The sequence below is a fragment of the Kibdelosporangium banguiense genome, assembly GCF_017876405.1.
Taxonomy (GTDB): domain Bacteria; phylum Actinomycetota; class Actinomycetes; order Mycobacteriales; family Pseudonocardiaceae; genus Kibdelosporangium; species Kibdelosporangium banguiense.
The window spans coordinates 10,901,793-10,925,817 of sequence record NZ_JAGINW010000001.1 but is presented as its reverse complement, the minus strand read 5'-3'; the positions used below and the strand labels follow the sequence as shown (position 1 = coordinate 10,925,817).

The window sequence follows — 24,025 nt, the reverse complement described above, 5'->3', positions numbered from 1 at the left end:
TTTCGAGCGGTACAGGTTCATGGCATCGACTTGGGCAAGTACACGGCATAGGCCCTGTACCGCTCGAAAAGTCATCGCTGCACGTCAAGCGACGCAACTGTGCTTCTTGATCAGGCCCTGAGGACCTTGGTGCGGAGCAGTCTGCCAGCCCTGACCGATCACCGGCGGATCCGCACCCGCGCGGTCTTGTTGGCATTGCGCCGCCGCGTACCCGGTCGTCGGTAACATCGTGAATGAAGACCGGCATGTGGTTTGTGGTTTGACGTGCAGCGATGACTTTCCGAGCGGTACAGCGTTCCACCTGCAACACCTCGCCAACACGCGTACCCTGAAACGAAAGAGCACGCCCGCCACACCGACGAGCGCCGTGCTCGTCTCAACTCCACAGTGGAGACACGCAGCCAGACCACGGGATTCCACGCCGTACCAAGGTGGAACCACACGGGTACGTGTAGTAGCGTAACCGGTATGACTTCCCCAATCCGGGGAAATCTCACCGTGCCACGTGTCCGAATCCCCCCTCGGACACAACCCATACCCCCACGGGTCGAGGACTACCTCGGCCCGTGTTGTTCGTTTTCCAGGCTGATATGTCAGCTTCAGGCCAAGTCGTTGGTAGACCTCGGCCTTGTCGTCCGGGTCGGCGTCGGTGAGCACGCTTCGGATGTCGCCGAGCTGGTTGATGACCATGCTGATCTCCTCTCTGGTCATGATGGCGGCTTGTTCTTTGCTGGTGCGGATGGTGGTGTGTGCTACAGCTTTCTGGGCTTGGACTTCGGCGATCCATTGGGTGACCAGGGCTGGGTCTGCTCCGGCGTCGAGTGCGGCGCGGTAGCGTCGCAGTTTCTCGTCACAGTCTGCGACGGTTCGTTCCGCTGCGTGTAGTCCCGGGTCGATCGCTGTTGGTGCTTGGGCCTCGAACAGGCTGTTGATGGTGTCCTCGAGCCGGTGGGGCGCGAAGGAGGCCGCGAGCCAGTGGTCGAGGGGGCCGAGTAGTTCTCGTTCGGCCAGGTAGACGTTGCGGGGGTGTTGGACGTGGTTGACCAGGGCGTACTCGTTGGCGTAGCGACAACGGTAGTAGAGCTCGCCGCGGGTTTGCTGGCCCTGCATCCGCCGGCCACACAGCTCGCAGTAGACCAGTCCGCGCAGGACGTACCGGTGGTGGGTTTTGGTGCGTTCGCGGGTTTTGCGGTCGGCTCCTCGGGCGGCCATGATTTCTTGTACGCGATCGAACAGGGCGACCTCGATGAGTAGTTCGTGTACGACTTTGTCTGACCAGACCCAGGCTTCTGGGGCGTTCCAGCGCTGTTTGGTGATGTGGCCGAGGCCGACGTCGTCGACGTCGAGGAGGACTTCGTCTGTGCGTTGTTTGTTCCAGACTTGTCGGCCGGTGTAGCGGGGGTTGCCGAGGATGGCTCGGATCGCGCTCTTTGACCAGCCGACTCCGCTGCGGTGGGGGTTGCGGGCCCGGTCGTGTGCCGAGGGGCAGGGGATGCCGTCCCTGTTGAGGCCTTCGGCGATGGCGTAGCGGCCGCGGCCGTTGGCGTATTCGATGAAGATCCGCCGCACGATCGGTGCGGTGACCGGGTCTGCTTCCAGTCGGTGCAGTCGTTTGCCGTCGGCGGCTTTGGCAGGGTTGGGATGCGGGCCGGCATCGGCGATCAGGTATCCGTAGGGTGGGCGCCCGCCAAGGAATCGGCCTTCGACTTCGGTCTGGGCTTTCATGGCGGCGCGGACCCGGATTTTGAGCCGGTTGCGTTCTCCTTTGGACATGCCGCCGAAGACTGACATGACCAGGTCGTGTGCTTCGGATTCCGGGTCGATGGGGCCGCCGACCTCGGGCACCCACAGTTGTACTCCATAGTGGACGAATATGGGGAACGTGAGTCCGTATTGGTTGCCGTAGAAGGCGCGTTGTGGTTCGCCGATGACCACGGCGTCGAAACCCCGGTCGGGGTCTTTCAACGCGGCCAGCAGCGCGGCGGCTTGTGGTCGGCGTTTCCAGGGAAGTGAGCGGGACTCGCCGATGTCGAAGAACTCCGCGACGATCTCGCCGTGGCGTTCCACCAACGCCTGGGCACGCCCTCGTTGCCAGATCCGTGAGGCCTCCGGGTCTTGCTGATCCTCGGTGGAGACCCGGCCTTTGAACGCGAACCGTATGGTCATGCCGCCCGTTTCCCTTCGGTTGCTTGGTGAGCGTTGAGCAGCAGCCGCAGCAACGCCGTCGCCACGCTCGGAGTGATCACTGGCGGGACGTCTGGTAGCTGAACCTCGACCTCGCGCCGCCGAAACGGAACCACAACACCGTCCGGCGCGGACTGCTCTGCAGGTCCGTCGTTGGCCTGAGTCACGACTGGCCCCCTGTTTCTCGGTCTTTCAGCTGGTCAGCCCCCGGTCCAGCCCCCGGTCCAGCCCAGCTGTACCACCGAAACCAGCTGCACCACAACATGTTCCTAGGCCGCACTGGCCACGATGGACTCCATCGTCGGCAGATCGCACCGACTGGTCCGGATCTCCCACCGGGTCCGCTCGACCTGGTCGACGCCGTGGGACTGGCGGGTCCGGCCCGGCGAGTGCCATCCCGGCCTCGCGCGGAGGCAGGCGACCGGCTGCAGTCCCGCGGCGCGCAGGCTGGCGCCGGATTCACCTTCCTGGGAGTAAGTGATCATTCGCTGGTAGCCCATCGCCCGAGCCGCGCGCCATGCGGCGCCGTACAGCATCGAGTTCGCGTTGGACACGCCAGTGGTACACGTTCGGGTGACCTCAACGGTGTGTCCGTCATCCAGATGCCGCGCCACAGGACGCCCCACGGTGGCCACGCCCACCAATCCGCCGTCGTCGGCGACACCGACGGCGAACTTCATGCCTCGTGGCGGACGATGATGCCGGTGATGCGCCTGGATGAACGCACACGCCTGCCGAAACGTCACCGGCACGATCACGAGCCGGCTCATGCCGGTAGGGTCGTATCGTGCGGTCGTAGTCCGGTCCCGGACTCACTGTCCTGACTGGAGTCTGAGTCTGGCCTCTGGAATCTCTGCGGTGTCCGCACCGGTTACCTCCACGGCTTGGGTTTGCCTGACACTCCTAAAGACCGAAATTTGACCCGAAATTGGACATTGGACATTGACACGACTTGTTGGAGCCGTCGGGCTGGAGGGTGTCCCGCCCATCACGCGCACCCATGTGAGCGATCAGGCGGTCACGTCAGAAGGCCGAGCGCATCATCATGAGCATCTCGTGGTGGAGCAGGTCGAAGGGCAGGTTCACGACGCCCGAGATGTCCAACAAACGAGTCAGGCTGAGGTTCCCCCAAGATCGTGGAGGCATGGACTATGAGGATCATGTGTCATGCCGGAAAAGAGGCGACAGTTCGACCGGGAGTTCCGTGAGGGAGCGGTCCGGATCGTGCGGGAGACGAACAAGCCGATCGCTCAGGTGGCGGCTGATCTGGGGATTAACCCGGGAACCCTTGCTAACTGGGTGAAGCAGGACAAGATCAACCGCGGCGAGAGCGAGGGCCTGAGCGGTGACGAGCGGGCCGAGTTGGCTCGTCTTCGGGCGGAGAACGCCGAGTTGCGGATGGAGCGCGATGTCCTCAAGCGATCCGTGGTCCTGTGGGTGAAGGAGGCGACGCGGTGAGCCTGGCCGTGTTCATCGCCGACCAGAGGACCAGCCATGACGTGCCGCACGCGGTCGCTTGCCGGGCTTTGACCGTGTCGGAGTCCTGGTTTTACAAGTGGCATCACCGCCAACACCGGCCCACACCGAGCGAGCAGCGGCGCGTCGAGTTGGACGCGGCGGTGGCCGAGGCGTTCGAGGCCGCGCATGGCTTGCATGGTTCTCCGCGTGTTCTCGTCGATGTACGCGCTGCCGGGTGGACGGTGAGTGAGAAAACGGTGGCGAAGTCGATGGCCCGCCAGGGATTGGTCGCCAGGGCGAAGAAGCGGCGGAAGAACCTGACCCGGCCGGATAAACGAGCAGTGCCGTTCCCGGATCTGGTGAAGCGGGACTTCACCGCGTCGGCGCCGAACATGAAGTGGGTCGGCGACATGACCGAAATCCCGACCGGCGAGGGTAAATTCTACCTCTCGACCGCGATCGACCTGTTCTCCCGCCGGCTGCTCGGCTACGCCACCAGTTGTCACCCCGACGCCGAACTCGCAGGTGAGACCATCAAGATGGCCGTCGCCGCCCGTGGCGGGAAGGACCGGATCGCCGGCGTGGTCTTCCACTCCGACCGCGGTTCGACCTATACCGCGCACGATTTCACCGCACTCTGCCGCAAGCTCGGCATTCAGCAATCGATGGGTCGGACCGGGTCCTCCCTCTTAACCGGCTAATAGTCGCGTTTGGGCTGGTCAGCGACACGCCGCAGTAGGGTGACTTGCCTATCGATTGGGGTCACCGCTGGTACGTCTGTTCCCTATGGACAGCGAGGCCGATCTGCGGCTGGAAGAACGCGACGGTGGGTGGGTGTTGGCTGGGCCTGCCGCGTCACGGTTCGAGCTGGTGGATGAGTACCTGGCGCATCTGGTCGACCGGAATTATTCCCCGAAGACGGTGCGCGCCTACGGGTATGACCTGCTGGCGTTCTGCCGGTGGCTGGTTACCGATGGACAGCCGCCACTGCTGGAGGTGACAACGCAGGTGCTGCTGCGGTTCCTGCGCGCCTGTCGGGAAGCCACGGTCCCGGGACGGCCGGGACCGAACGTGGTCCGGTTGTCCGGCCGCCGGATGGATCGGTACGCGGCCACCACGATCAACCGTCGGCTGGCGGCGATCTCGGGGTTGTTCGCGTTCGCCGCGATGCGCGACCCGGACGTCACGAATCCGGTGCCGAAGGGGCGGGAAGCGCGCTGGCGAGCCCAGGGCGAGCGCAGCGGAATGCTGGCGCATACCGTGCGCCGGCCGAAAAACCGCTCGTCGTTGCGGCTGCGCGAAGCCCGCCGGCTGCCGGCGGCACTGTCGCAATCGGACGCCGCGGAACTGCTGGCAAGCTTCCGGTCGTGGCGGGACCGGGCGATCGCCGGGCTGATGCTGTATTGCGGACTGCGCTCGGCCGAAGCGCTGGGCCTGGACGTCACGGATGTCGATATCGGTGGCCGATGGCTGCGGGTGATCGGTAAAGGCCAGCGGGAACGCCGGGTTCCGCTGGACACCGACGTCGCCTCGGTGATCCAGGTCTATCTGCTGGCCGAGCGGCCCGAATCCGACAGCAGCCGCCTGTTGCTGGTGGGCAAGGGGCCGCATCGGGGTCAGCCGTTGACCGCCGCGGGGCTGCGCACGATCTTCCGCTACCACCGCGGCCTGTCCGGCGTCCTCGGCGGTCATCCGCACGCGCTGCGCCACACCTTCGGGACCGCGCTGGCCGAGGCGGGAGTCGATCTCGCGGTCATCCAGGCCCTGCTCGGTCACGCTCATGTCGATACCAGCGCTCGCTATATCCATCTGGCCCCGGCCCACGTGAAGGACGCCTTCGATGCCGCACGCGATCGCCTCCGTTCCCAGCCCCGGCACTGATCCGCACACTGCCTACCTGGATTACCTGCACCGGACCGGGCGCGGCAACACCGCCTACTCCGGTGCGGCACGAGTGTTTTTCCGGCGCTGGCCGGACCCACGACAGTGGGCGCGAGAGCCGTTGCCGACTCGGTTGGCGGCTGATTCGGCGACGCGGCCGATCATCACGTTCCTGATGTTGCACCGGGCGCTGCAACCGGGCTATGACTATCTGCTGGAGCGCAAGCTGTCCAGCATCTGGCGGGAGATCACCGACTCGCCCCTGGCACCGGACCTCGATCGGTTCATGACCGCGGCCGCGGAGCTGGGGTTCACCGAGCGGGTCCGGTTCGCGACCGGCTCGCAGGTCCCGGTCCGGTTGCTGATCCAAACAGGACGGCGCCTGGATCGAGTCACCGTGGCCGATCTGGCCGCGTTCAGCACCGCCTGCCGCGACCGGCAGGAACGCACCGGCAAGGGCCACAAGCATTACCTGGCAGCGGTGAGCAACACCCAGCGGGTGCTGTTCCATCTCGGCATCGTCGAGGAACTGCCTCGCGCGGGCGGCCCGGTCCCGTTCGCGCAACGGCTCGCGAATGTCCGGCCCCCGATCCGGGAGACGCTGATCGCCTACCTGGACCGCAAACGGGCGACATGTCAACCGAAAACGGTGTCGGCGATCGCGACCCGGCTCAAGCACTTCGGGATGTTTCTCGCCGAGGTCGATCCCGGTCTGGACTCGGTCGCCGCGCTGGAGCGCCGCACCCACATCGAGCCCTACCTGACCGCACTGGTCGATGCGGTCAATCCGCACAGCGGTGAGCTGATCACGGTCGCGGACCGAGCACGGCGAGTGCTGGCGGTGATGGGATTTCTGACCGACATCACCGAGTGGGACTGGCCGCAAGCCCCACACCGCAAGCTGATATTCCGCGACGACATCCCCAAACTCCCGCAGACGCTGCCTCGCTACCTACCGGTCGACATCGACCGGCGGCTCACCGAGGCACTCACCACGCGGCCGGGCAACCCGCTGGCCGCGGCCGCGCTGCGACTGCAACGCTGCTGCGGACTGCGGATCGGTGAACTGCTCGACCTGGAACTGGACTGTGTTCACGAAGTGCCCGGCCACGGCAGCTGGCTGAAAATCCCGCTGGGCAAACTGGACACCGAACGGATGGTCCCCATCGACGAGGAAATCCTCGACCTGATCGACCACGTCATCGCGATCCGCTCGCACGGCCGGCCGATGCCGCACCCCCGCTACCGGCGCCCGGCCCAATTCCTGTTCACCCACCACGGCCGGCGACTGTCGCAGAGCGCGGTGCGCGCCGAACTCGACCGAGCCGCCCAGACCGCTGGGCTGGCCCATATCACCCCGCACCAACTGCGTCACACTTACGCCACCGCCCTGGTCAATGCCGGCGTCTCGCTGCAGGCGCTGATGGCGCTGTTGGGTCACGCCTCGGCCGAGATGAGCCTGCGCTACGGGCGACTGTTCGACAGCACCGTCCGCGCGGAATACGAACGCGCCCTGCAGTTGGCCAAACAGCAGACCCACATCCCGGCCACCGGCCGAATCAGCCTGCCGCTGACCGACATCACCCGCGGAGCCGACTGGAAATCCACGCCACTGCTCAAATCCCGACTGGCCGGCGGGTTCTGCCTGCGCGCCCCCGCCCAAGGCGCGTGCGCCTACGCCAACATCTGCGAACACTGTCCCAGTTTCCACACCGAACCCAGCTCGCTGCCGATCCTGGCCGCCCAACGCATCGACGCCGAAGCACTCGCCCGCGACGCCGAACAGCGAGGCTGGATCGCCGAAGCCGAACGACACCAACGACTCATCGCCCGCCTGGACACCCTGATCACCAAGGCACACACCGGATGACCACCGCCAGCACCCTCCAGCGCGTCGAACGCGCCTGCACCGACCTGCACCACGCCGGTCACGCCGTCACCTTCACCGCCGTGGCCGCCAGCACCGGCCTGAGCCGAACCACCCTCTACCGCAACCCCAGCCTCCGCGCCGTCGTCGACCAACACCGGCACCGCTCCACCACCAGCGGCACCCTCACCAGCCTCACCGACGAACTCACCACACTCCGCACCGCACTCGACGCCCTGGCCACCCGAGTACGACACCACGAAGAACAACTCCGCCGACTGCGACCCCGACAACACTGAAACATTAACCGGCCAATAACCGGAAACCACCACTATTAGCCGGATAATGTTTCGACAACGCCGCGGCCGAATCGTTCTTCTCTACACTGGAACACGAGGTGCTTTCCCGTCATCATTTCAAGACCAGAAAAGAAGCGCAACAGACTATTGTGAAATGGGCCGTCGACTTCTATAATCGACGACGTCGCCACAGTTCTTGTGGCATGCAATCCCCGATCGACTACGAGACCACTGCGGCCAACCGGGCCGCATAGAGGAGTCCTCCACGATCAGGGGGGAAGCTCACGGTGGCGGGACGGCGCCGATTGGGGATCGTGCGGTGTTCACGGCGCATCGTCGGTTCACCGTGTGGACCAAGGCAGGCCTGTGGCGAAGGCTGCATCAGACGGTGCTGGACGAACTGGGGAGCCAGGGTTTGATTGACTGGTCCTGGACGGCGCGTCTGGCAGGACCAAGAAGGGAGACCCATGACCGGTCCCAGTCCGGTCGATCGCGGCAAGCCCGGCTCGAAGATCCGTCTGTTGTCCGACAGGGCTGGCCGACCGTTGTCGGTGGCTGCGTCCGCTGCCAACACCAACGACGCCTTCGCGTTGAAGCCCTTGGTGATAGTGAGCTTCCCCCCTGATCGTGGAGGACTCCTCTATGCGGCCCGGTTGGCCGCAGTGGTCTCGTAGTCGATCGGGGATTGCATGCCACAGGAACTGTGGCGACGTCGTCGATTATAGAAGTCGACGGCCCATTTCACAATAGTCTGTTGCGCTTCTTTCCTGGTCTTGAAATGATGACGGGAAAGCACCTCGTGTTCCAGTGTAGAGAAGAACGATTCGGCCGCGGCGTTGTCGAAACAGGACCCGGTCCGACCCATCGATTGCTGAATGCCGAGCTTGCGGCAGAGTGCGGTGAAATCGTGCGCGGTATAGGTCGAACCGCGGTCGGAGTGGAAGACCACGCCGGCGATCCGGTCCTTCCCGCCACGGGCGGCGACGGCCATCTTGATGGTCTCACCTGCGAGTTCGGCGTCGGGGTGACAACTGGTGGCGTAGCCGAGCAGCCGGCGGGAGAACAGGTCGATCGCGGTCGAGAGGTAGAATTTACCCTCGCCGGTCGGGATTTCGGTCATGTCGCCGACCCACTTCATGTTCGGCGCCGACGCGGTGAAGTCCCGCTTCACCAGATCCGGGAACGGCACTGCTCGTTTATCCGGCCGGGTCAGGTTCTTCCGCCGCTTCTTCGCCCTGGCGACCAATCCCTGGCGGGCCATCGACTTCGCCACCGTTTTCTCACTCACCGTCCACCCGGCAGCGCGTACATCGACGAGAACACGCGGAGAACCATGCAAGCCATGCGCGGCCTCGAACGCCTCGGCCACCGCCGCGTCCAACTCGACGCGCCGCTGCTCGCTCGGTGTGGGCCGGTGTTGGCGGTGATGCCACTTGTAAAACCAGGACTCCGACACGGTCAAAGCCCGGCAAGCGACCGCGTGCGGCACGTCATGGCTGGTCCTCTGGTCGGCGATGAACACGGCCAGGCTCACCGCGTCGCCTCCTTCACCCACAGGACCACGGATCGCTTGAGGACATCGCGCTCCATCCGCAACTCGGCGTTCTCCGCCCGAAGACGAGCCAACTCGGCCCGCTCGTCACCGCTCAGGCCCTCGCTCTCGCCGCGGTTGATCTTGTCCTGCTTCACCCAGTTAGCAAGGGTTCCCGGGTTAATCCCCAGATCAGCCGCCACCTGAGCGATCGGCTTGTTCGTCTCCCGCACGATCCGGACCGCTCCCTCACGGAACTCCCGGTCGAACTGTCGCCTCTTTTCCGGCATGACACATGATCCTCATAGTCCATGCCTCCACGATCTTGGGGGAACCTCACTATATCGAAGAACTCCGCCACGATCCGGCCACGCCCGGCGATCACACCTTCCGCCGCCTCACGCTGCCACGCCGCCGAGGACACCGGATCCTGATATTCCACCGTCGAGGTCCGGCCGTAAAACGCGAACCGCACCCCACCCGTAGCGCGCTTCGACACCGGCCTCGCACGCCGACGAGCACCCTTCGCCCATGACACCAGCCCACTTTCGCCGACCTGCATAACCATCGCCTCCACATCGCGTTCGGCCGATCCAGAGACGGACAGCCACATCCCCATATGACGGGCGGTACGGCGGTCTCAACCTGATGGAGCAACCCCACCAGATCAAAGCGGCATCCCCGGCAGGTTGTAACTGCCCGTCGGTCGCTGTCTGGATAGGTTGCTTGACCTGCGCGGATGACATTTTCGGCAGGCGCAACGTCAGCCATGGCCGGCCTGATCAACATCGTGCCGCGCTATCTGCCGTCCTACGGCATGGCCCGGAGTGGGGGCGCGCGGTGCGCCCGGTCGTGCTGGTCTACACCGCGATCAGCATCCTCATCACGATCATGTTCGGCGCCGACGTCAACTCCCAGGCAGGCGCCTACGCCACCGGGATCCTCGCGATGATGGTGTCCGGCTCCATCGCCGTGACGATCTCCGCGATCCGCCACCGTCAGAAGCCCGCGGCGATCGGCTTCATGGTGCTGACGTTGGTGCTGTCGTACGCGTTTGTGGAGAACATCATCGAGAAGCCGGACGGCATCGCCATCTCTATGGCCTTCATTGCCGGTGTCGTCGTGATCTCGTTGGTATCGCGGGTAAGCCGTACCACCGAGCTGCGGGCCGATCGCATCGAGTTCGACGACGACGCCCGGCGATTCATCACCGACACGCTCGCCCACGACGGCCAGGTCAACATCATCGCCAACAAGCGGCAGACCGGTGACAGCGGCGAGTACCTGGCCAAGGAGCTGGAACAGCGCGGAATGAACCCAGTGCCCAGCGACGCGGACGTGTTGTTCCTCGAAATCGACGTCACAGACCCGTCCGAATTCAGCGGTGTTCTCAAAGTCCACGGCCACGAGGTCGCTGGACACCGAATCCTGCGTGCCCAAAGCCCAGCCGTGCCCAACGCGATCGCCGCAGTCCTGCTCGCGTTGCGGGACGCCACGGGTGTCCGGCCTGATCTCGCTTGCCGAACCCGGCCCGTCTGGCAGTACCGAACCGTCCCGGCTTTGTCAGCGCTGCTTTCCGCCCGATCCGGCGATTCCCGGACCCCACTACGCTCAGCTCCCACCGGGCCGCTGCGACAGCCCGACGAGGAGGTCTTGCACCTCCTTCGGTCCTCAGCGCCTCACGGCGCACCAGCGCCTCGTGGCGCACGGTCTCTCACCTCCACTCGAACCGACAGCGCTTCCCGGCGCAAGCCACTCGTTGACAGTCCCAATTTGGGAACGGACCCGTTGTCCGTGCCGTCCAAGGGCTCGGGGAGTGGCGAGGGTCGTCACTGTATAGATCAAGTCGGTCACTCATGGTAATATTCGTTGTGTGTCGCTGTTCGCAGGATCCAGTGGCTGGAGGCACAGCAGGGCAGGTCGACCGTCGGGAATGGGGCAACAGGTGGGGCACCGGCCCGGGGCATTCGCTGAGCAATTGCGGTGCACTCTACTGGCAGCGGTGTTGTCATTGTCGGAACTGGCCAATCGCATTCACTTCAGTAAGGGGTTACCTCGGCAAGATCGAGACAGTACGCTCGCCTCCAGGATTGATCTGGTCCGGCGTTGTGGCGCCGCGGTCGACGCGGGCGGGAATCTTGCCGGGTTAGCCGAACAGGCTGACCGGGGGCGTCTCTACTCCGCCACCATCCGATTCGATCTGCGCGGTATCGCACGCACTCTCGCTCGCTGGCTGTCCTACCGTGCGGTGCGTGAGTTGCAGCCGCGCTTGACCGTGGCACTGCACGCGCCACTACGTTGACACAACGAACGGGATCAACCGAGGGGCAATGCCGGTTGCTCAAGGTGATTTTCCGTTGGATGCAGGCGTACCGACCGAGGTTCCGCAGAAGGTGATCATGTGGGAAGTGTGTTCGTCAACTACCGGACGGGAGATGGGGACTGGGCCGCTACCCTGATTGCGCGAGAGCTGATTGAGCGATTCGGCCGCGAAAAAGTTTTCTTCGCCAGTAAAACGATCCGTATCGGTGAGGATTTCCCGCAGGTGATCCTTCCTCGGTTACGTCAATGTGAGGCGTTCCTGGCCGTCATCGGGCCGGACTGGCTTTCTGCCAAGGATCGAAACGGGCAGCGCCGCCTTGACAACCCCGACGACTGGGTGCGCAGGGAGATCGCCGAAGCGCTCCAGCATGGCCTGAGGGTGATCCCGGTGCTCCTTGATGGCGCCGATCGCTTGGCCGCGGAGGACCTCCCGGACGAGATCAGCGGGCTGGCGCTGCGGCAACACCTCCACTTGCGGCACCGCAACGACGATTACGACATGGCTCGGCTGGTCAACGAGCTTGCCGAGTTCGTTCCCGGTCTCGGAGCGAAACCGGCTGAGGAAAAAACAGCGCGAAAGTGGATCGGGCTGCTTCGGTGGCGCTGGCTGGCCTCGTTCGCCGCACTCGGGCTGGTGGCCACCGTTGCTCTTTCCAACGCCGGGAAACTGTTTGAGAAGGAAGCCGACCCTGCGGGAGCCCCCGTCCTCGAGGTTGAGTACTTGTTCGGAGAGAGGTCTTTTCTTGAAAGTTCGAACTTTCTCGTCGGCCGCTCTTGGGCGATACCTGGCGAACATGCGATAAATGGACCGTCGGTCACCTGGGAAAACGCATGGAAGATCGCGCGGACCGCAGGTGTGGAAGTCGGTCATGCCAGGCTGAAGTTGGCGATAAAGTCACGCCAGGCCGGTGAGGTCATTATTACCGGGATGTCCGCACGCGTTCTCGGAAAGTCCGACCCTCCTGCTGGAACAGTTCTAGTGGAGGCTCCGCAGGGTGGGGATCCAGTGCCCACTATCAATGTCAGGTTCGAAGTGGATAGCCCGGACACGCGGGCCCGTAGCACGACGGACCGCACGAGCTTCTATTTTGACGACCGGAGCATCGTCATGAGCGGCAACCAGATCATGGTGGTGGGAGTTACAGGTTCTTCCAGAAGTCTCCGATACCAGTGGGTGATCGACGTGGAGATGGTGGTGGACAGAAAGCGAAGAGTGGAAACTGTGGCCGCTGAGCGGCCACTGGAGGTCACCGGACCGGCGCGGCGGTACTCGACGGCTTATTCACTGGTGGACAGCGACACCGGGCAACTGTCCGCCGCCAACCCGGCCGGTCTGTGTCGCGGTGATTGTGTCGCCAACTTCATGGAATGGTGAGCGTCCTCATCGGCCCGGCTCGCACTCGATTCCCTTGCACTCTAGTGGATCGCCGGACGTGGTATTGCGCCCGCCGTTGATCACGTTGCTTCCGGGGTAGACGATGATGCCGTATTGCGCATTGTCGCTGGCGTGGTTATTGGACACGATGACGTCGGCAATGGGATCTGCATCAGCGTCCCTGAGCAAGTCGAAACCGTTACCCGGCCCAACTGGACTTCCTTGCCACCTGTGACCGTTGCCCGTAAAAACGTTGTCGGAAATGACGATGGATTTCCCGTCTGTGTCGAGGATATGTATGTCCAGTCCCGTCCAGTTGTTGTTGATGAATTTGTTTCGGACCAGCTGGCTGTCCAGGCAGAAACCGCAGAAGAGGCTGAGTCCGGTCCATTCTGTGTTCGAGAATTCACTGTTGGAAATCGAGAAGGACAGGCCGGACATTGATGTGCTTTGTTGGAACGAACTCTTCTCGACTGTCAAATGTGTCGCCGACACAATGGATATTCGCACACGAGGACTGTTTTTCAGGGTGACGAACTTGCAGGGGTAGCCGATTTGATCCATAGTGAGATCAGTGTTGTCGATGACCACCTCGGAAGCTGGCTCCTCGTTAATGCAGCTGATTTTTTCCAGTCGCAGGTAACTGTTCACTATGACGCAGGAGCTGTCGTGTGAGCATCCCATGGTTCCCCCGCCGTCTTTTCCGGAGATGTTTGATCCGGTTATCCTGACCGAGGAGCCGTGATCGAACGCGAGCGGGCTGGAGCTGTCGCTCAAGGTGACTGTCCGGAGTTGTACGTTACGTGCGCGGTCCGCTGTTATGTCGAAATCATGCGCATCTGCCACCGTGAGATTCGAAATGGTGACGTTTTCGACACCAGGCATGCCTATCCCAACGTCGAACCCCGTGATCATGCCATTGCGGATCGTGATGTTCTTGCCAACGGCTATGATTCCCGTGTTGCTTTCCGCGGGTTTCCCCGTGGTGATGGTGTGACCGTCGAGATTCAGCTCGACGTTGTCGGCCGCGATCCTCAAGGCGACGTTCTCCGGGCAGACCAGATCCCGCTTGAGCGTGGCGTGGGCTGTGATGATGTCTCCGCATCGAACCTCGCGTGGTTCGGGTTCGACCTCGAACTGTGCTGTCCGCTGCGCGGTGAAGGATCCGGCCGTCACGACGAGTGCCACGGTGTAGCTACCGGCTGCACGGAAGACATGGTGAAGTTCGGGGGCACTCGATGTGGTTTCGACTCCTTGCCCGCCGGTCACCGTCCACTGCCGGCCGTCGGGTCGCCTGCCGACGAGGTCGGCGCTGAACCGCACGACCTGTCCGATCCGGGGGTTCGCCGGATCGACCTTCAGCCGGGCGATTTCCGGTGGGGCATCCGGCGATTCGATGATCACCCCGACAGATGCCACCGGGGCCCGTTGTCCCGTGGTCAAGGTTGCCGTCGCCCTGACTGAGTAGGTACCTGGCGCACGCCAGCGATGGCGAACTGTCGTCCCCGTCGTCTCGGCGCCGTCACCGAACGTCCATCGGGCGGACGAGACACCGGCGGTGCCGGATGCCACGACAGCGAACTCGAGTTCTTCGCCGACCGTTCCCCGGTGCCCTGGTCTGACCACAATGGACACGGCGGTGCTGCCTGGCGATCCGCCAGTCGAGGCAGGGGCTACGCCCGAGGGCTGGGAGCCGGATCCGGTGTCCGTGACCGAGGGGGTCGCACCGGGATTTGCCGGATCGTACTTGTTGATCGCGCGAATCCGGCCGTCCAGTTCCAGCACACCGGCACGTTCACTGTCCGGATCGTTGAAGAAGACGACACCGTCACGGACGAGCAGCTCGAACCGGGTAGGACGGTCGAACAGTTGCCGCTCGACGACGATACGCATCTCGGTCAGGTCGACGATCCACACTCGACCGGATGCGTAGTCCGGCACCACCGCGTGGTTGCCGGCCTCCACGGCTGGACCGAGATCCAACCCGGTGTGGCCGAACGACAGGGGTGTCGCACAGGATTCGGCACTGAACTCGCATACCATCAGCACGCCCTTGGGGCTGACGGAAACGAGCAGCCGGTGTTGATCGGGGGAGCCGCTGACCGCCGCGTTGTCGTCCGGCGCCAGATCCATCGGTGCGGACCGTTCGACGTTTCCTGTTGCCGGATCCAGGAGCTCCGCAGTGCGGCGAGCAGGATCAAGCACTGCCGGTTGGTCATCAGCCAACACGAGGCGGCCCTCGCCCGGGGCGCTCGCGTGGGGGCGTGAATGGCGTGCGCCGGCGGCGAACCAGACGAGGTCGCCGGTCGTCCGGTCCAGCATCCAAAGCCGGCCGTCCTGGTCTGCCACTGCCCCTTCTGCCGTCGCCAGCGTGTGCAGTGCGCCCTGGCGGGCAAGTGTTCGCGGGTCTGTCTGAGCCAGTAGTCCCCGCTGTGAATCCAACGCGTACAACGAATGAGGCGTGGGTAGCACAGCGACGTGATCACCGGCTCCATCGATGGGAGTGATCGGCTGAGACGACTCCAGGGTCGCGCCGTCGACTCGGATCACCGATCCGGCCGTGCGGTTGAGGACATAGGCGTTCGCCCCCTGTTGCGCGACGTGAAGCGAGTTGCCCGGCGGGGCGATCGGCACCTGGGCGGCCACCTCGGCAGAGGCGCCGTCCAGCAGGGTCAACTGCCCTGGCTGGTTGGAGATGAGCCAGGCGGCCGCAGTGTGCATCCTTATCGTGGGTGAGCGGTAGCCCTTGTCGAACCCCACTATGATCAAGCCGATCACAAGAACGGTGGTTACGACGAGCCCGATCCCGGCACGCAGCTGCCTGGGAGGGAGTCGGCGGATGACGTTCGGCCACATGCGATCACCTGGTTTCCAGCACTGTGAACGATCTCCGATGCTGCCGGGCCGTACGCCATCCGGCGACCAGCGGTCGCGGGCTGAGCCTGGCCATCAACCACTGCAGTGACAACCGTGCGAAAAGCTGCCGACGCAGACGAGCCTCCAGTGCCCAAGCCTGTCGCACGGCATCGCTGTCTGGTTCGTCCGCTGAATAAACCGCTCTCGTCGCGAACTCCGCCAGGTCCACAACAATGCCGCCGACGGCGGGGCCGAGGGCTTCTGTGGCGTGCTCAGCTGCCTCGAACGCGGTCAGCGAGGCCGGCGTCCTGACGCCATGCTCGGCCAGCCGGTCCATGGCTTCTCGCCATGCGCCTACCACTCGCGCCGAGTTGCCGCTTTTACGTCGGCGGTACCACCGTCGGCGGCACTTCTCCGCCAACACGACCACCGCCACAAAGATGGTCAGGGACAACAGCAGGACTACCGCGACCACCGCTGATCGCAGCACGTTCACCCAGCCGTTTTCAGGGCGGTCAGCTGCGGGATGTGGCGGCTCCGCACGGTGTGGTGCCACTCCTGGGTTATTGGACTGTGACGGGCCCGGCGCGGGGTTTTCCGGCTCTCGGCGCTGGGTGGATTCCGTGGCTGGATCGGTGGGTTCAAAGGCGATCCAGCCATGGCCGGCGAAATGAACCTCCGCCCAGGCGTGCGCATCATTGGTGGTCACGAGGTGTTCGCCGGTGGGCGTGCCGTGCAGCCGGTATCCGACCGCGACCCTGGCCGGAAAGCCTGCTGCGCGAGCGAGAACGGCGAATGCTGACGCGTGCTGCTCGGCGTAGCCCTCGTCGTCGTGTGGCAACGTCGCGGTCAACATCCTGGTGAGCGTGGCGTAGGAGTGTCCTGGCGGTGCGTTGAGCTGATACGGCAGGCCACGCAGGTGTCGTTCGATCGCCGTCAGTTTGCCGTAGGCAGTCGGTTCGCTTGCGGTGATTTGCTGTGCCAGGGCCAGCAATCCCGATGGTGGGTCCGGCAGCGTGCGGTAGCGCAGATACTCCGGTAGGGCGGAAGGCAGAGCGAGTGGCAGATCGTCGTCGCGATCACTCACTTCCGCTTCGAGGTCGTAATCGATTCCTTGCATGCTCGGTCGTGTGGTGACGAGGACGCCTGACGTGTCGCTGAACCCAATCTGGCTGCGGACGTCGCCGGCCAGGTGAAGCCGGGTCGGCCAGCCAATGACAGGGAGGAATGGTCCAGGCAAGCCGGTGACGGAAACGTGGACCGACACCTTCCGGGTATGGGTCATCGCGGAGTCGACGGATAGTCGATGACCAGCGACAAGGAAGCGGTCCGCCGCGGTCCACGTCACCCCGTCGAACTCAGTCAAGGCGGCAGTCCTTATGCGGTCGACCGGCTTGCCGTCGACGGTGACGGTGAACAACCGACGGGGCGGGTTCTCCCGTAACTGGACTTTCAATGCCGCCAAGGGGGAACGCGCGTCGGTGATCTGCATCGGCTGCTGGTACAGCGTGCGGATATCAAAACGGTGGTCGCCTGAAGCCAGTGGCAGTGCCTGGCCGGCGAGTATGCCCAGGGAAACGATGACCGCGATTGTCGGCACACCGAAGGCGAAGGCGCCGGCCATTGCTCGGCGGGGTCGATCAGCACGAAGCAGAATCAGGAGAAGCACGGCAACGAGCAAGACCGCGACGCCGGTCGTTTGGTTGCCGGACTGCCTGCCCACGAACAGCAGCGCGACGACGAACGCAGCAGCCGGCGGCGCTGAGGGTGCGATCGCCGACCGGGTTCGGAGGCTGAGCCTGGCGGCGGTGAACGCGGCAGCCCAAGTGATCAGCAGCGGGGTGACGAGCAGGTCGCTTCGCACGTCCGCAGGGACGGCGACGGTCAGCATTCGCGCCCAGCCACCCACCACACCCTCGGCGAGCTCCACGCCGGTACGCCGGGTGGGCAGGCCGTACTCGGTGGTTTCACCGAACACGCCATAAACAGCCAACAGAAGGAAGCCCACGACGGCTACAAGCAGAGTACGGCCAAATCCCCAGCCAAGCCGGGAGACTATTGCGGCTGCCACCACTCCGCCGAGCGACGCGGCGGAAACCTGCGGCAGGTATTCAGCGGTTGCGAAGAAATGCCCGTAGGGCAGGCTCCCGGCGAACGCTGCTGCCACGCAGCAGATGAGCTCGATCGATCGGGTGAGGTTCACGGCAGTGCCAGTTGGTTCCATCTGACCGCGAACTCCGTGCTGGTACGTGCATTGACCGTGATGATGCCGGGCAGCGTGATCTGCTGACCTGGCTCTCGGTGTCCGATTTGGACGAGTACGACGGTGAGAAACCGCGGCCTTACCGAGATGAGGACTTCGAGCTGATCCGGGTCCGGCGTTCCGGTCACCACACCGAGAACGACCTCTTCGTCAGCGGAGACCACATCGCCGACGAGGTCGCTCATCGCTGCCAGACCGTGATCCGTTGCGGAACTTCGCGTAGTCGCGAGCAGATCCAGCAAGGTCGTGACACTGCTGTCCTGTGGTCGCTCTGCTTGCTCGGTGCCGGTCGCCGGATCGGCGGTGGTACGAAGATCGACCGGAAATCCGGCTCGATTCGCGGCCACACACAGGGAAGCCGCTGCCCGCACCGCGCCTTCGAACGAGTCTTCACCGTATGGCTCGGCGCTGGTGTCAAGGATGATCAAATGCCGTGCTTCATCGGGTACCACTGTTTGGCGGACTATCAGGGTTCCCGTGCGGGCACTCGACTTCCAGTGGATGTGGCGCCGGTCGTCACCGGCCTCGTACATACGCAGGCTATGGAAGGCCACGCCTTCCGGCGGTGAATTGTTCGACGTCGGCCCTTCCAAGTCCCGCCGGCCACCCATGGGCATCGGGGCCACATCGTGGATGCGAGGGTGTACATACAGGACGGTTTCACCGCCGTGAGAGCGCTCGGTACGCAGCAACTGCAGTGGGTCGGAGTGACTGATCATCAGTGCGGGGACGACATAACGGCCGCGCCGAGTAGCCGGCAACGGATAGACCGTCTTGAAGGCACTTCGAGCGGTCAGGCTCGGCACGGGCACAGCCACGCTGCGATTCGCGATGTTCTCCGTCACCACAAAGGGCGGGCTTCGGTGATATCCCTCGTTCTTCACCACCAGCACTCCGCACGCCACTTCTGTCTCCGTGACCCGCTGTGGACGAATCTCCCTGGTGGCGGCCAGTCTGGGTCTCGTCGCCATCCACATCACCGCTGTCAGTAGCGCCGCGGCGCAAGACAGGCCAAGTGTGACCAGCTCCGGATAGTCTGCCCACACCCCGGTCGCCACGAGCACGATCGCGGCTGCGCCGACCCATGAACCCGTTCTCGTGATCATGACAGGTCACCGGCGTACCGGAGATCTGGGAACCGGCGTGCTGGTCAGGATGTCCTGAACGACTGATTCCGGCGTCTGCCGCTGAATCTTGGCCTCAGCGGTCAGAAACAGCCGGTGGTTCAGTACCGGGACAGCGACGGCCTTCACGTCATCGGCCGTGACGAACTCCCGGCCCATGGAAACGGCGTGGGCCTGCGCGGCGGTCGCGAGCGCAATACTGCCCCTGGGGCTGATGCCCAGCCTGACATCCGGATGTCGCCGGGTCGCCCTGGTGATCACGACGATGTAGCGTTGAAGTGGCTCCGAAACGTGCAACTCGTGCACAACTCTGATCATCTTCTGCAGATCGCCGAGTTCGATCACCGGCGGCAGTTCTTCCGGCCTCCGCCGAGCGAGCCCGTCGGCGACAACGGTCATCTCATCCGCGACTTCCTCGGGATACCCGAGGGGAATGCGCATCAGAAACCGATCGAGCTGGGCTTCGGGCAGTGAGTACGTGCCGAGATGGTCGATCGGGTTCTGCGTCGCGATGCACAGAAACGGATCAGGTACGGCGTAGGTGTCGCCATCCACCGTGACCTGACGCTCGGCCATCACCTCCAGGAGAGCCGACTGGGTCTTCGGCGAGGCACGATTGATCTCGTCACCGATGAGAATGTTGGCGAACACCGGTCCCCGCCGGAACTCGAAGCTGCCACTGGCCTGGACGTAGATCTGTACACCGGTGACATCAGAGGGCAGCAGATCCGGGGTGAACTGGACTCGCCTGACCGACGCGCCGTCAATCGACCGGGCAAGTGCCTTGGCCAGCGACGTCTTCGCCACGCCAGGCACGTCCTCGATCAACAGGTGGCCTTGGGCAAGCAGGCACACCAGAACCAGCCGGACGGCTTCCGGCTTGCCACGGATGAAACTCTCGATGTTGCCCAACAGTTCGTGAAAGCGCTGCCGAAGCAAGGTCGCGTGGGACACGTCATCCCCCAATGACCAGGCTTGCGCGAGTGTGCGGCTTGCCGTGGCTGCCAATCCGGTCCATCCGGCTGAGACTCATCGTTCTGCCCTCACCTTCGCCCGTTTTCCGGTATGACACGGGGTTCGGCTCGTCAGCGTGGCAAGTTCGCCGGCGACGTCCAGTGCCTGTAACGTCACCACGCTGGATTCAGTTCTGTGCCTGCTGTCCCTATTGGATCTTGCTGGCTCTTTTGCTGTGGCTTACTCGCCGTGCGAACAGGTTCAACGACAGGCCGGCGTCGGCGAGGTTGCCTCGGCTCCATGTCAAGGAGTCTCGGTTGCTCGCCGCCGAAGTTCCAGACGTTCCTGTTTCCTCTTGTGATGGCGATGTTCGACTCGTTCCGCTGCGCACCGCGCATACCCAAGTTGGCACCACGGCACATCCGCGTCCACCGGTTCCCAACGGTTGCCGCCAGTCAACGCAGCCGGTACGTCAACTCGGATCACCGGACACAAGCCGGTTGGCCTGTTGTCGCTGTATCTGGGGTGCGCGACGGAAGCGAGGAGGAAGGAACATGGGGCGATCACTCGTATTCGTCGCCGCGATCGCGCTGGTGTGGCAGGGCGGTGAGGAATGTGCGGTCGGGCTTGTCAACGGCGTTGCCGGCGAACATGCCCGACTTGACGCTGCAGGACTGTGAGCTGGTGTCGTAGGGCCAAGATCTCGATGTCCTTTGTCGGTGCTGCTGGTCGGCAGTAACCGGAGGAACGTGACCACGCCAGTGAGAGCGAGGTAGGGGAGTCGCAGCAGCAGCGGTCCACCACATCCCAGACCGGTGTCGCCCGGTTCCTGTCGGCCAGGCGCCGGGCGACGCGCCGACGAATAGGCGCGCCAGGTGCATGCTGACAGAGCACCCAGGCGGTCTGCGGTGATTCCACAGTTTTCGGTATCGGCGCCGGAAGTGCCGCGAGAGCAGGGCTGCAACAAACTTCGGGTGCCCTGCTGCCGCGGTCCGGTGTGGCAGAACGTCTCATTGTGTGCGCTTGCCGAAAATGTCATCCGTGCAGCTCAGGCGGCATGGTGGTACTCGTTGAGGATTCCTCCCAACCTGTACCGCTCGAAAAGCCATTGCACGAGGTCAGGAGGGCCAAGAGCAACTGCTGAGACCATGGTCCAGTGATCATGTCGCTGCTGTACCGACTGACCCGACGACTGCTGTCCGTTCCGGCGGTGTTGCTGTGCCGTGACGCCGCCAAGGACACAGAGCTGCTCGTGCTCCGCCACGAGAACGCCGTCCTCCGCCGCCAGATCACCGATCCCGTCTGCTACGAGCCAGCAGATCGTCTCTGGTTCGCCGCGTCCTCAATGGACTCATCAACGAATACCGATACGCCGCTTGACGTGCAACGATGACTTTTCGAGCGGTACACGTTGGTAGCCGGCTCACCGGACGCTGACGACCGCGACCGCGGCCACCGTCAGCACGACGATGATCACGGACAGGCGGAGCGTGTGCCCCCAGCTGTCCATGCCCGCGCGGATCAGCTGGCAGATCTCCTTGATGACCGTCCTGTTCATGGGTGCGCTCTTTCTCTCGCTGGAGCGTGACGTGCGCACGGTGCGGTCCGGCGGAGTTGTTGCGTATTTGTTCGCGGAGACAACCGGGTCGGTCGTGTACAACCAGGGTTGTCTCGCGAACAACTCGCCTGAGCTGGAGGGCAGATGGCGCGCCGGAAGCCGGGGCATCCCTGGGCGGCACTGAAGGGCGACGACCCCGCGTTGCACGAGCTCGCCGGCTACCTGCGTGGCCTGGTCGACCACGCGGCGATGACGATGGCCCGGCTCGCGGCGGAGTTGGGGTGCAGTTCGGCGACTGTGTCCAAGCGGCTCAACGGTGCCCTGTTGCCGGACCGGGAGTTTGTGATCGACTTGGCGCGCGCGTGCGTTCCCGACCCGCGTATTCGCGACCGACGGGTGGCGGAGGCGACGACCCGCTGGGAGCAGGCACGACGGGACGAGGGGCGTCGAATCCGCCGGCGGGACGATCACCTCGCCGATCCGCGGACGCTGATCATGAACTCGCAGACCGCCGCCGTGGACGCTCAGCAACGCCTGATCAAGGCCCATGACGAGCTGAGCGAGCTGTACGGGCAGCTACTGGCGAGCGTCCGCGCCGAGCAACAGACCACCAAGCTCATCTGGGCGCTGAAATGGACGCTCGCGCGCGTCGTCGACAGCGTGACCCAGCTGTCCGCCCAACGCGACAACGCACTCGCGCAGGCGAAAGCCACCGAAGCCGAACGGGACGCCGTCGGGCGCAAGCTCGCCGCCGCCATCCAGGCCCAGGAGCGAACCGAGGACCAACTGGACCGCGCGACCATCGAGCACCAGCGGGCCCAGGAGCTGGTCGCCACCGCCGAAGCGGAGATCAAATCGCTGCGTGGGATGCTCCGCTCTGAGGAGATGGTCTTCGACGTGACCGGTGCGGTCGGCGACGAGGTGCTCGACGGCATCAACGCGGACCTGGACTGGACAAACGAACTGCTCGACGAGCAGGCCGCCGAACTCGCCCGGCTCGCCACGCAGATCCAACACCGAACGCCCGATCCGGACGCGGTCCTGCGGTGGCGGCAGACTGAGCGGATTGTCGACACTCTGGAGCGTGTCAACTCGTTACGGGACTCGGCCGGCCGGCAGCTGTGTCTGGAACTGCTCTCCGCGCATTTGGGTTATCCGTTGCCCATCCAGGAGTTCCCGTCGCCCCGGATGCACTTGTTCGGCATTGTCCTCCAACTGCAGCGGAAGCCGGACGAGTTCCGCCTGTTCGTGGACGTGGTGAGCGGCATGGAACCCGGCAGTCTCGCGGTTCGCGCTCTACGGGACCTGCTGGACACTGAGCCTTTTTCATCCTGCGGTGACCTCGTAGTTCTGTAGGACGTGGATGGCCTTGGCGAGTCGGCCGATGCGATGCGGGCTGACACGGACTTTGTGCAGGATGCGCCAGTACTTGAGCTGGGCGTTGGCGCGTTCGCCGGGGCCGCGCAGCCGAGCGTGAGCGCGGTTGGCATCCTTCTGCGACTCGGGTTTGTTCTTGCCCTTGTACGGGGTGATCACCTGTTGGCTGGTCTCGTCGTAGCCGTGGTAGCCCTTGTCACCCAACGCGATCAGCCCCGCATCGCGCAGCGCGGCGAGGATGTTCCAGATCCGGGCGGCCGCGGTGTCGTGCGTGCTGCCCGGCAACTCGCCGGACACCCACAGGATCGTCCCATCCGGAGACGCGATCACCTGCAAGTTCACCCCATGGCGCTTGTGCTTGCCGGAGTAGAACGGCCGGTCGACGGCGATCCGGTCGATCGGGATCAGCGTGCCGTCGATGATCACGTACGCCATCTTCTCGCGTTTGGCCTTCCGCAACGCCGCCCGGAGCTTGGGCGCCCGAGCAGCCAGCAACTCGACGGTTTCGTTGACATACCGCCAGCAGGTCGCGGTGGAGATGTCGAACCCGGCGCCGACCTGCGCGAACGGTTCACCCTTACGCAGATACACCAGCACCGACAGCGCCTGCTGGCCTGGGTTGAGCTTGCGCCACGCCGAGCCCAGCTCTCGGCGGTGAGCGCGGATGAGATCGGACACGAAGGTCAGGGTCTGACGTGACAACGGCAGCGCGGCACGGTAAAACAGCATCTGAAGCCCTTGGTTGTACGGACATGGATCTTGGTCGATTGCTGTCCTACCAAGGGCTTCGTCACGTCCGCGGTAACGACACGCCGATGAACATCACCTTGTCACCTCGGATCCCTTACCCACCAACATATCCACACCAGGATGAAAAGCGCTCACTGTCAACTGGTAAGCAGGGAACGCGCGCGGTCCAGGCCGATGGACTCGCCGAGGTTTACATACGCAGCTGTTAGTGGCACCCGGTTTGCCT

At 64.1% G+C, this 24,025-nt stretch carries 22 protein-coding genes and 3 pseudogenes; 13 read left to right on the top strand and 12 right to left on the bottom strand.

Annotated elements, in window-relative coordinates; genetic code table 11:
• Positions 1-84: 84 nt before the first annotated feature.
• The 4 genes from JOF56_RS48960 to JOF56_RS59845 all read right to left on the bottom strand — a co-directional run bounded on the left by JOF56_RS48960 (position 85) and on the right by JOF56_RS59845 (position 3,330).
• The gene (locus JOF56_RS48960; RefSeq protein WP_209646305.1) at positions 85-2,166 is read right to left on the bottom strand and encodes a recombinase family protein; all 2,082 of its coding nucleotides are present in this window, start codon (positions 2,164-2,166) and stop codon (positions 85-87) included.
• On the bottom strand, positions 2,163-2,351 hold the full coding sequence (locus JOF56_RS48955) for a hypothetical protein (protein ID WP_209646304.1): 189 nt from the start codon (positions 2,349-2,351) through the stop codon (positions 2,163-2,165). Before JOF56_RS48955 ends, JOF56_RS48960 begins: the two co-directional genes overlap by 4 nt.
• A gap of 102 nt (positions 2,352-2,453) precedes the next feature.
• Complete coding sequence (locus JOF56_RS48950; RefSeq protein WP_209646303.1) at positions 2,454-2,954, bottom strand: XF1762 family protein; 501 nt, start codon at positions 2,952-2,954, stop codon at positions 2,454-2,456.
• A gap of 253 nt (positions 2,955-3,207) precedes the next feature.
• Entirely contained in the window at positions 3,208-3,330 is a 123-nt protein-coding gene (locus JOF56_RS59845; RefSeq protein ID WP_281065602.1) for a hypothetical protein, read from the bottom strand.
• 21 nt (positions 3,331-3,351) lie between these two features.
• Here JOF56_RS59845 and JOF56_RS48945 point away from each other — a divergent pair, with 21 nt between their 5' ends.
• The 7 genes and pseudogenes from JOF56_RS48945 to JOF56_RS48915 form a co-directional block, all read left to right on the top strand.
• A complete protein-coding gene (locus JOF56_RS48945; protein ID WP_209646296.1) occupies positions 3,352-3,642 on the top strand; it encodes a transposase in 291 nt (96 codons plus the stop codon).
• A complete protein-coding gene (locus JOF56_RS48940) occupies positions 3,639-4,343 on the top strand; it encodes an IS3 family transposase (RefSeq protein WP_209646302.1) in 705 nt (234 codons plus the stop codon). The genes JOF56_RS48945 and JOF56_RS48940 overlap by 4 nt, the downstream gene beginning before the upstream one ends.
• A gap of 85 nt (positions 4,344-4,428) precedes the next feature.
• Entirely contained in the window at positions 4,429-5,523 is a 1,095-nt protein-coding gene (locus JOF56_RS48935) for a tyrosine-type recombinase/integrase (protein WP_209646301.1), read from the top strand.
• Positions 5,483-7,393: a tyrosine-type recombinase/integrase gene (locus JOF56_RS48930; RefSeq protein ID WP_209646300.1), complete on the top strand. Its 1,911-nt coding sequence runs from the start codon at positions 5,483-5,485 to the stop codon at positions 7,391-7,393. Before JOF56_RS48935 ends, JOF56_RS48930 begins: the two co-directional genes overlap by 41 nt.
• Positions 7,390-7,689, top strand: coding sequence for a DUF6262 family protein (locus JOF56_RS48925; protein WP_209646299.1), 300 nt, complete (start codon positions 7,390-7,392; stop codon positions 7,687-7,689). The genes JOF56_RS48930 and JOF56_RS48925 overlap by 4 nt, the downstream gene beginning before the upstream one ends.
• 65 nt (positions 7,690-7,754) lie before the next feature.
• Positions 7,755-7,943: pseudogene (locus JOF56_RS61005) on the top strand (integrase core domain-containing protein); the annotation flags it as partial.
• Between the two features lie 32 nt (positions 7,944-7,975).
• Positions 7,976-8,297 (top strand): annotated as a pseudogene (locus JOF56_RS48915) (transposase family protein); the annotation flags it as partial.
• A 32-nt stretch (positions 8,298-8,329) separates the two neighbouring features.
• On the opposite strand, the gene JOF56_RS48910 reads toward JOF56_RS48915, so the two are convergent.
• Both JOF56_RS48910 and JOF56_RS48905 read right to left on the bottom strand, forming a co-directional pair.
• Positions 8,330-9,223, bottom strand: coding sequence for an IS3 family transposase (locus JOF56_RS48910; RefSeq protein WP_209646297.1), 894 nt, complete (start codon positions 9,221-9,223; stop codon positions 8,330-8,332).
• Positions 9,220-9,510, bottom strand: coding sequence for a transposase (locus JOF56_RS48905; RefSeq protein ID WP_209646296.1), 291 nt, complete (start codon positions 9,508-9,510; stop codon positions 9,220-9,222). Before JOF56_RS48905 ends, JOF56_RS48910 begins: the two co-directional genes overlap by 4 nt.
• A gap of 461 nt (positions 9,511-9,971) precedes the next feature.
• Here JOF56_RS48905 and JOF56_RS48900 point away from each other — a divergent pair.
• Together JOF56_RS48900 and JOF56_RS48895 are read left to right on the top strand one after the other, a co-directional pair.
• Positions 9,972-10,729: pseudogene (locus JOF56_RS48900) on the top strand (amino acid transporter); the annotation flags it as partial.
• 892 nt (positions 10,730-11,621) lie between these two features.
• The gene (locus JOF56_RS48895) at positions 11,622-12,917 is read left to right on the top strand and encodes a toll/interleukin-1 receptor domain-containing protein (RefSeq protein WP_209646295.1); all 1,296 of its coding nucleotides are present in this window, start codon (positions 11,622-11,624) and stop codon (positions 12,915-12,917) included.
• A 6-nt stretch (positions 12,918-12,923) separates the two neighbouring features.
• On the opposite strand, the gene JOF56_RS48890 is transcribed toward JOF56_RS48895, so the two are convergent.
• From JOF56_RS48890 to JOF56_RS48875, 4 genes are all read right to left on the bottom strand, one after another.
• Entirely contained in the window at positions 12,924-15,239 is a 2,316-nt protein-coding gene (locus JOF56_RS48890) for a PKD domain-containing protein (protein WP_209646294.1), read from the bottom strand.
• A 538-nt stretch (positions 15,240-15,777) separates the two neighbouring features.
• A complete protein-coding gene (locus JOF56_RS48885) occupies positions 15,778-17,997 on the bottom strand; it encodes a transglutaminase TgpA family protein (protein ID WP_209646293.1) in 2,220 nt (739 codons plus the stop codon).
• Positions 17,973-19,142: a DUF58 domain-containing protein gene (locus tag JOF56_RS48880; protein ID WP_209646292.1), complete on the bottom strand. Its 1,170-nt coding sequence runs from the start codon at positions 19,140-19,142 to the stop codon at positions 17,973-17,975. The genes JOF56_RS48885 and JOF56_RS48880 overlap by 25 nt, the downstream gene beginning before the upstream one ends.
• A gap of 6 nt (positions 19,143-19,148) precedes the next feature.
• Complete coding sequence (locus JOF56_RS48875; RefSeq protein WP_307855613.1) at positions 19,149-20,114, bottom strand: AAA family ATPase; 966 nt, start codon at positions 20,112-20,114, stop codon at positions 19,149-19,151.
• Between the two features lie 554 nt (positions 20,115-20,668).
• Between JOF56_RS48875 and JOF56_RS59840 the strand changes: the two genes are divergently transcribed.
• Together JOF56_RS59840 and JOF56_RS48870 are read left to right on the top strand one after the other, a co-directional pair.
• Complete coding sequence (locus JOF56_RS59840; RefSeq protein WP_281065601.1) at positions 20,669-20,794, top strand: hypothetical protein; 126 nt, start codon at positions 20,669-20,671, stop codon at positions 20,792-20,794.
• 476 nt (positions 20,795-21,270) lie between these two features.
• A complete protein-coding gene (locus JOF56_RS48870) occupies positions 21,271-21,507 on the top strand; it encodes a hypothetical protein (RefSeq protein ID WP_245378731.1) in 237 nt (78 codons plus the stop codon).
• 30 nt (positions 21,508-21,537) lie between these two features.
• On the opposite strand, the gene JOF56_RS59835 is transcribed toward JOF56_RS48870, so the two are convergent.
• Positions 21,538-21,672, bottom strand: a complete 135-nt coding sequence (locus JOF56_RS59835) for a hypothetical protein (RefSeq protein WP_281065600.1) — start codon at positions 21,670-21,672, stop codon at positions 21,538-21,540.
• Here JOF56_RS59835 and JOF56_RS48865 point away from each other — a divergent pair.
• Together JOF56_RS48865 and JOF56_RS48860 are read left to right on the top strand one after the other, a co-directional pair.
• Positions 21,671-21,856: a hypothetical protein gene (locus JOF56_RS48865; protein ID WP_209646291.1), complete on the top strand. Its 186-nt coding sequence runs from the start codon at positions 21,671-21,673 to the stop codon at positions 21,854-21,856. The genes JOF56_RS59835 and JOF56_RS48865 overlap by 2 nt on opposite strands.
• Positions 21,817-23,028, top strand: a complete 1,212-nt coding sequence (locus JOF56_RS48860; protein ID WP_209646290.1) for an effector-associated domain 2-containing protein — start codon at positions 21,817-21,819, stop codon at positions 23,026-23,028. The genes JOF56_RS48865 and JOF56_RS48860 overlap by 40 nt, the downstream gene beginning before the upstream one ends.
• Here the strand turns inward: JOF56_RS48860 and JOF56_RS48855 are convergent.
• Positions 22,999-23,778, bottom strand: coding sequence for a transposase family protein (locus JOF56_RS48855; protein ID WP_209642021.1), 780 nt, complete (start codon positions 23,776-23,778; stop codon positions 22,999-23,001). The genes JOF56_RS48860 and JOF56_RS48855 overlap by 30 nt on opposite strands.
• Positions 23,779-24,025 lie beyond the last annotated feature (247 nt).

Bases quoted from the DNA above. Each gene is read 5' to 3' on its own strand.
- JOF56_RS48960 (WP_209646305.1), bottom strand. From the start codon at position 2,166: ATGACCATACGGTTCGCGTTCAAAGGCCGGGTCTCCACCGAGGATCAG.
- JOF56_RS48950 (WP_209646303.1), bottom strand. From the start codon at position 2,954: ATGAGCCGGCTCGTGATCGTGCCGGTGACGTTTCGGCAGGCGTGTGCG.
- JOF56_RS59845 (WP_281065602.1), bottom strand. From the start codon at position 3,330: ATGCCTCCACGATCTTGGGGGAACCTCAGCCTGACTCGTTTGTTGGAC.
- JOF56_RS48945 (WP_209646296.1), top strand. From the start codon at position 3,352: ATGCCGGAAAAGAGGCGACAGTTCGACCGGGAGTTCCGTGAGGGAGCG.
- JOF56_RS48935 (WP_209646301.1), top strand. From the start codon at position 4,429: ATGGACAGCGAGGCCGATCTGCGGCTGGAAGAACGCGACGGTGGGTGG.
- JOF56_RS48930 (WP_209646300.1), top strand. From the start codon at position 5,483: ATGCCGCACGCGATCGCCTCCGTTCCCAGCCCCGGCACTGATCCGCAC.
- JOF56_RS48925 (WP_209646299.1), top strand. From the start codon at position 7,390: ATGACCACCGCCAGCACCCTCCAGCGCGTCGAACGCGCCTGCACCGAC.
- JOF56_RS48905 (WP_209646296.1), bottom strand. From the start codon at position 9,510: ATGCCGGAAAAGAGGCGACAGTTCGACCGGGAGTTCCGTGAGGGAGCG.
- JOF56_RS48890 (WP_209646294.1), bottom strand. From the start codon at position 15,239: ATGCTGGACCGGACGACCGGCGACCTCGTCTGGTTCGCCGCCGGCGCA.
- JOF56_RS48885 (WP_209646293.1), bottom strand. From the start codon at position 17,997: ATGGAACCAACTGGCACTGCCGTGAACCTCACCCGATCGATCGAGCTC.
- JOF56_RS48880 (WP_209646292.1), bottom strand. From the start codon at position 19,142: ATGATCACGAGAACGGGTTCATGGGTCGGCGCAGCCGCGATCGTGCTC.
- JOF56_RS59840 (WP_281065601.1), top strand. From the start codon at position 20,669: ATGGGGCGATCACTCGTATTCGTCGCCGCGATCGCGCTGGTGTGGCAG.
- JOF56_RS48865 (WP_209646291.1), top strand. From the start codon at position 21,671: ATGGGTGCGCTCTTTCTCTCGCTGGAGCGTGACGTGCGCACGGTGCGG.
- JOF56_RS59835 (WP_281065600.1), bottom strand. From the start codon at position 21,672: ATGAACAGGACGGTCATCAAGGAGATCTGCCAGCTGATCCGCGCGGGC.
- JOF56_RS48860 (WP_209646290.1), top strand. From the start codon at position 21,817: ATGGCGCGCCGGAAGCCGGGGCATCCCTGGGCGGCACTGAAGGGCGAC.
- JOF56_RS48855 (WP_209642021.1), bottom strand. From the start codon at position 23,778: ATGCTGTTTTACCGTGCCGCGCTGCCGTTGTCACGTCAGACCCTGACC.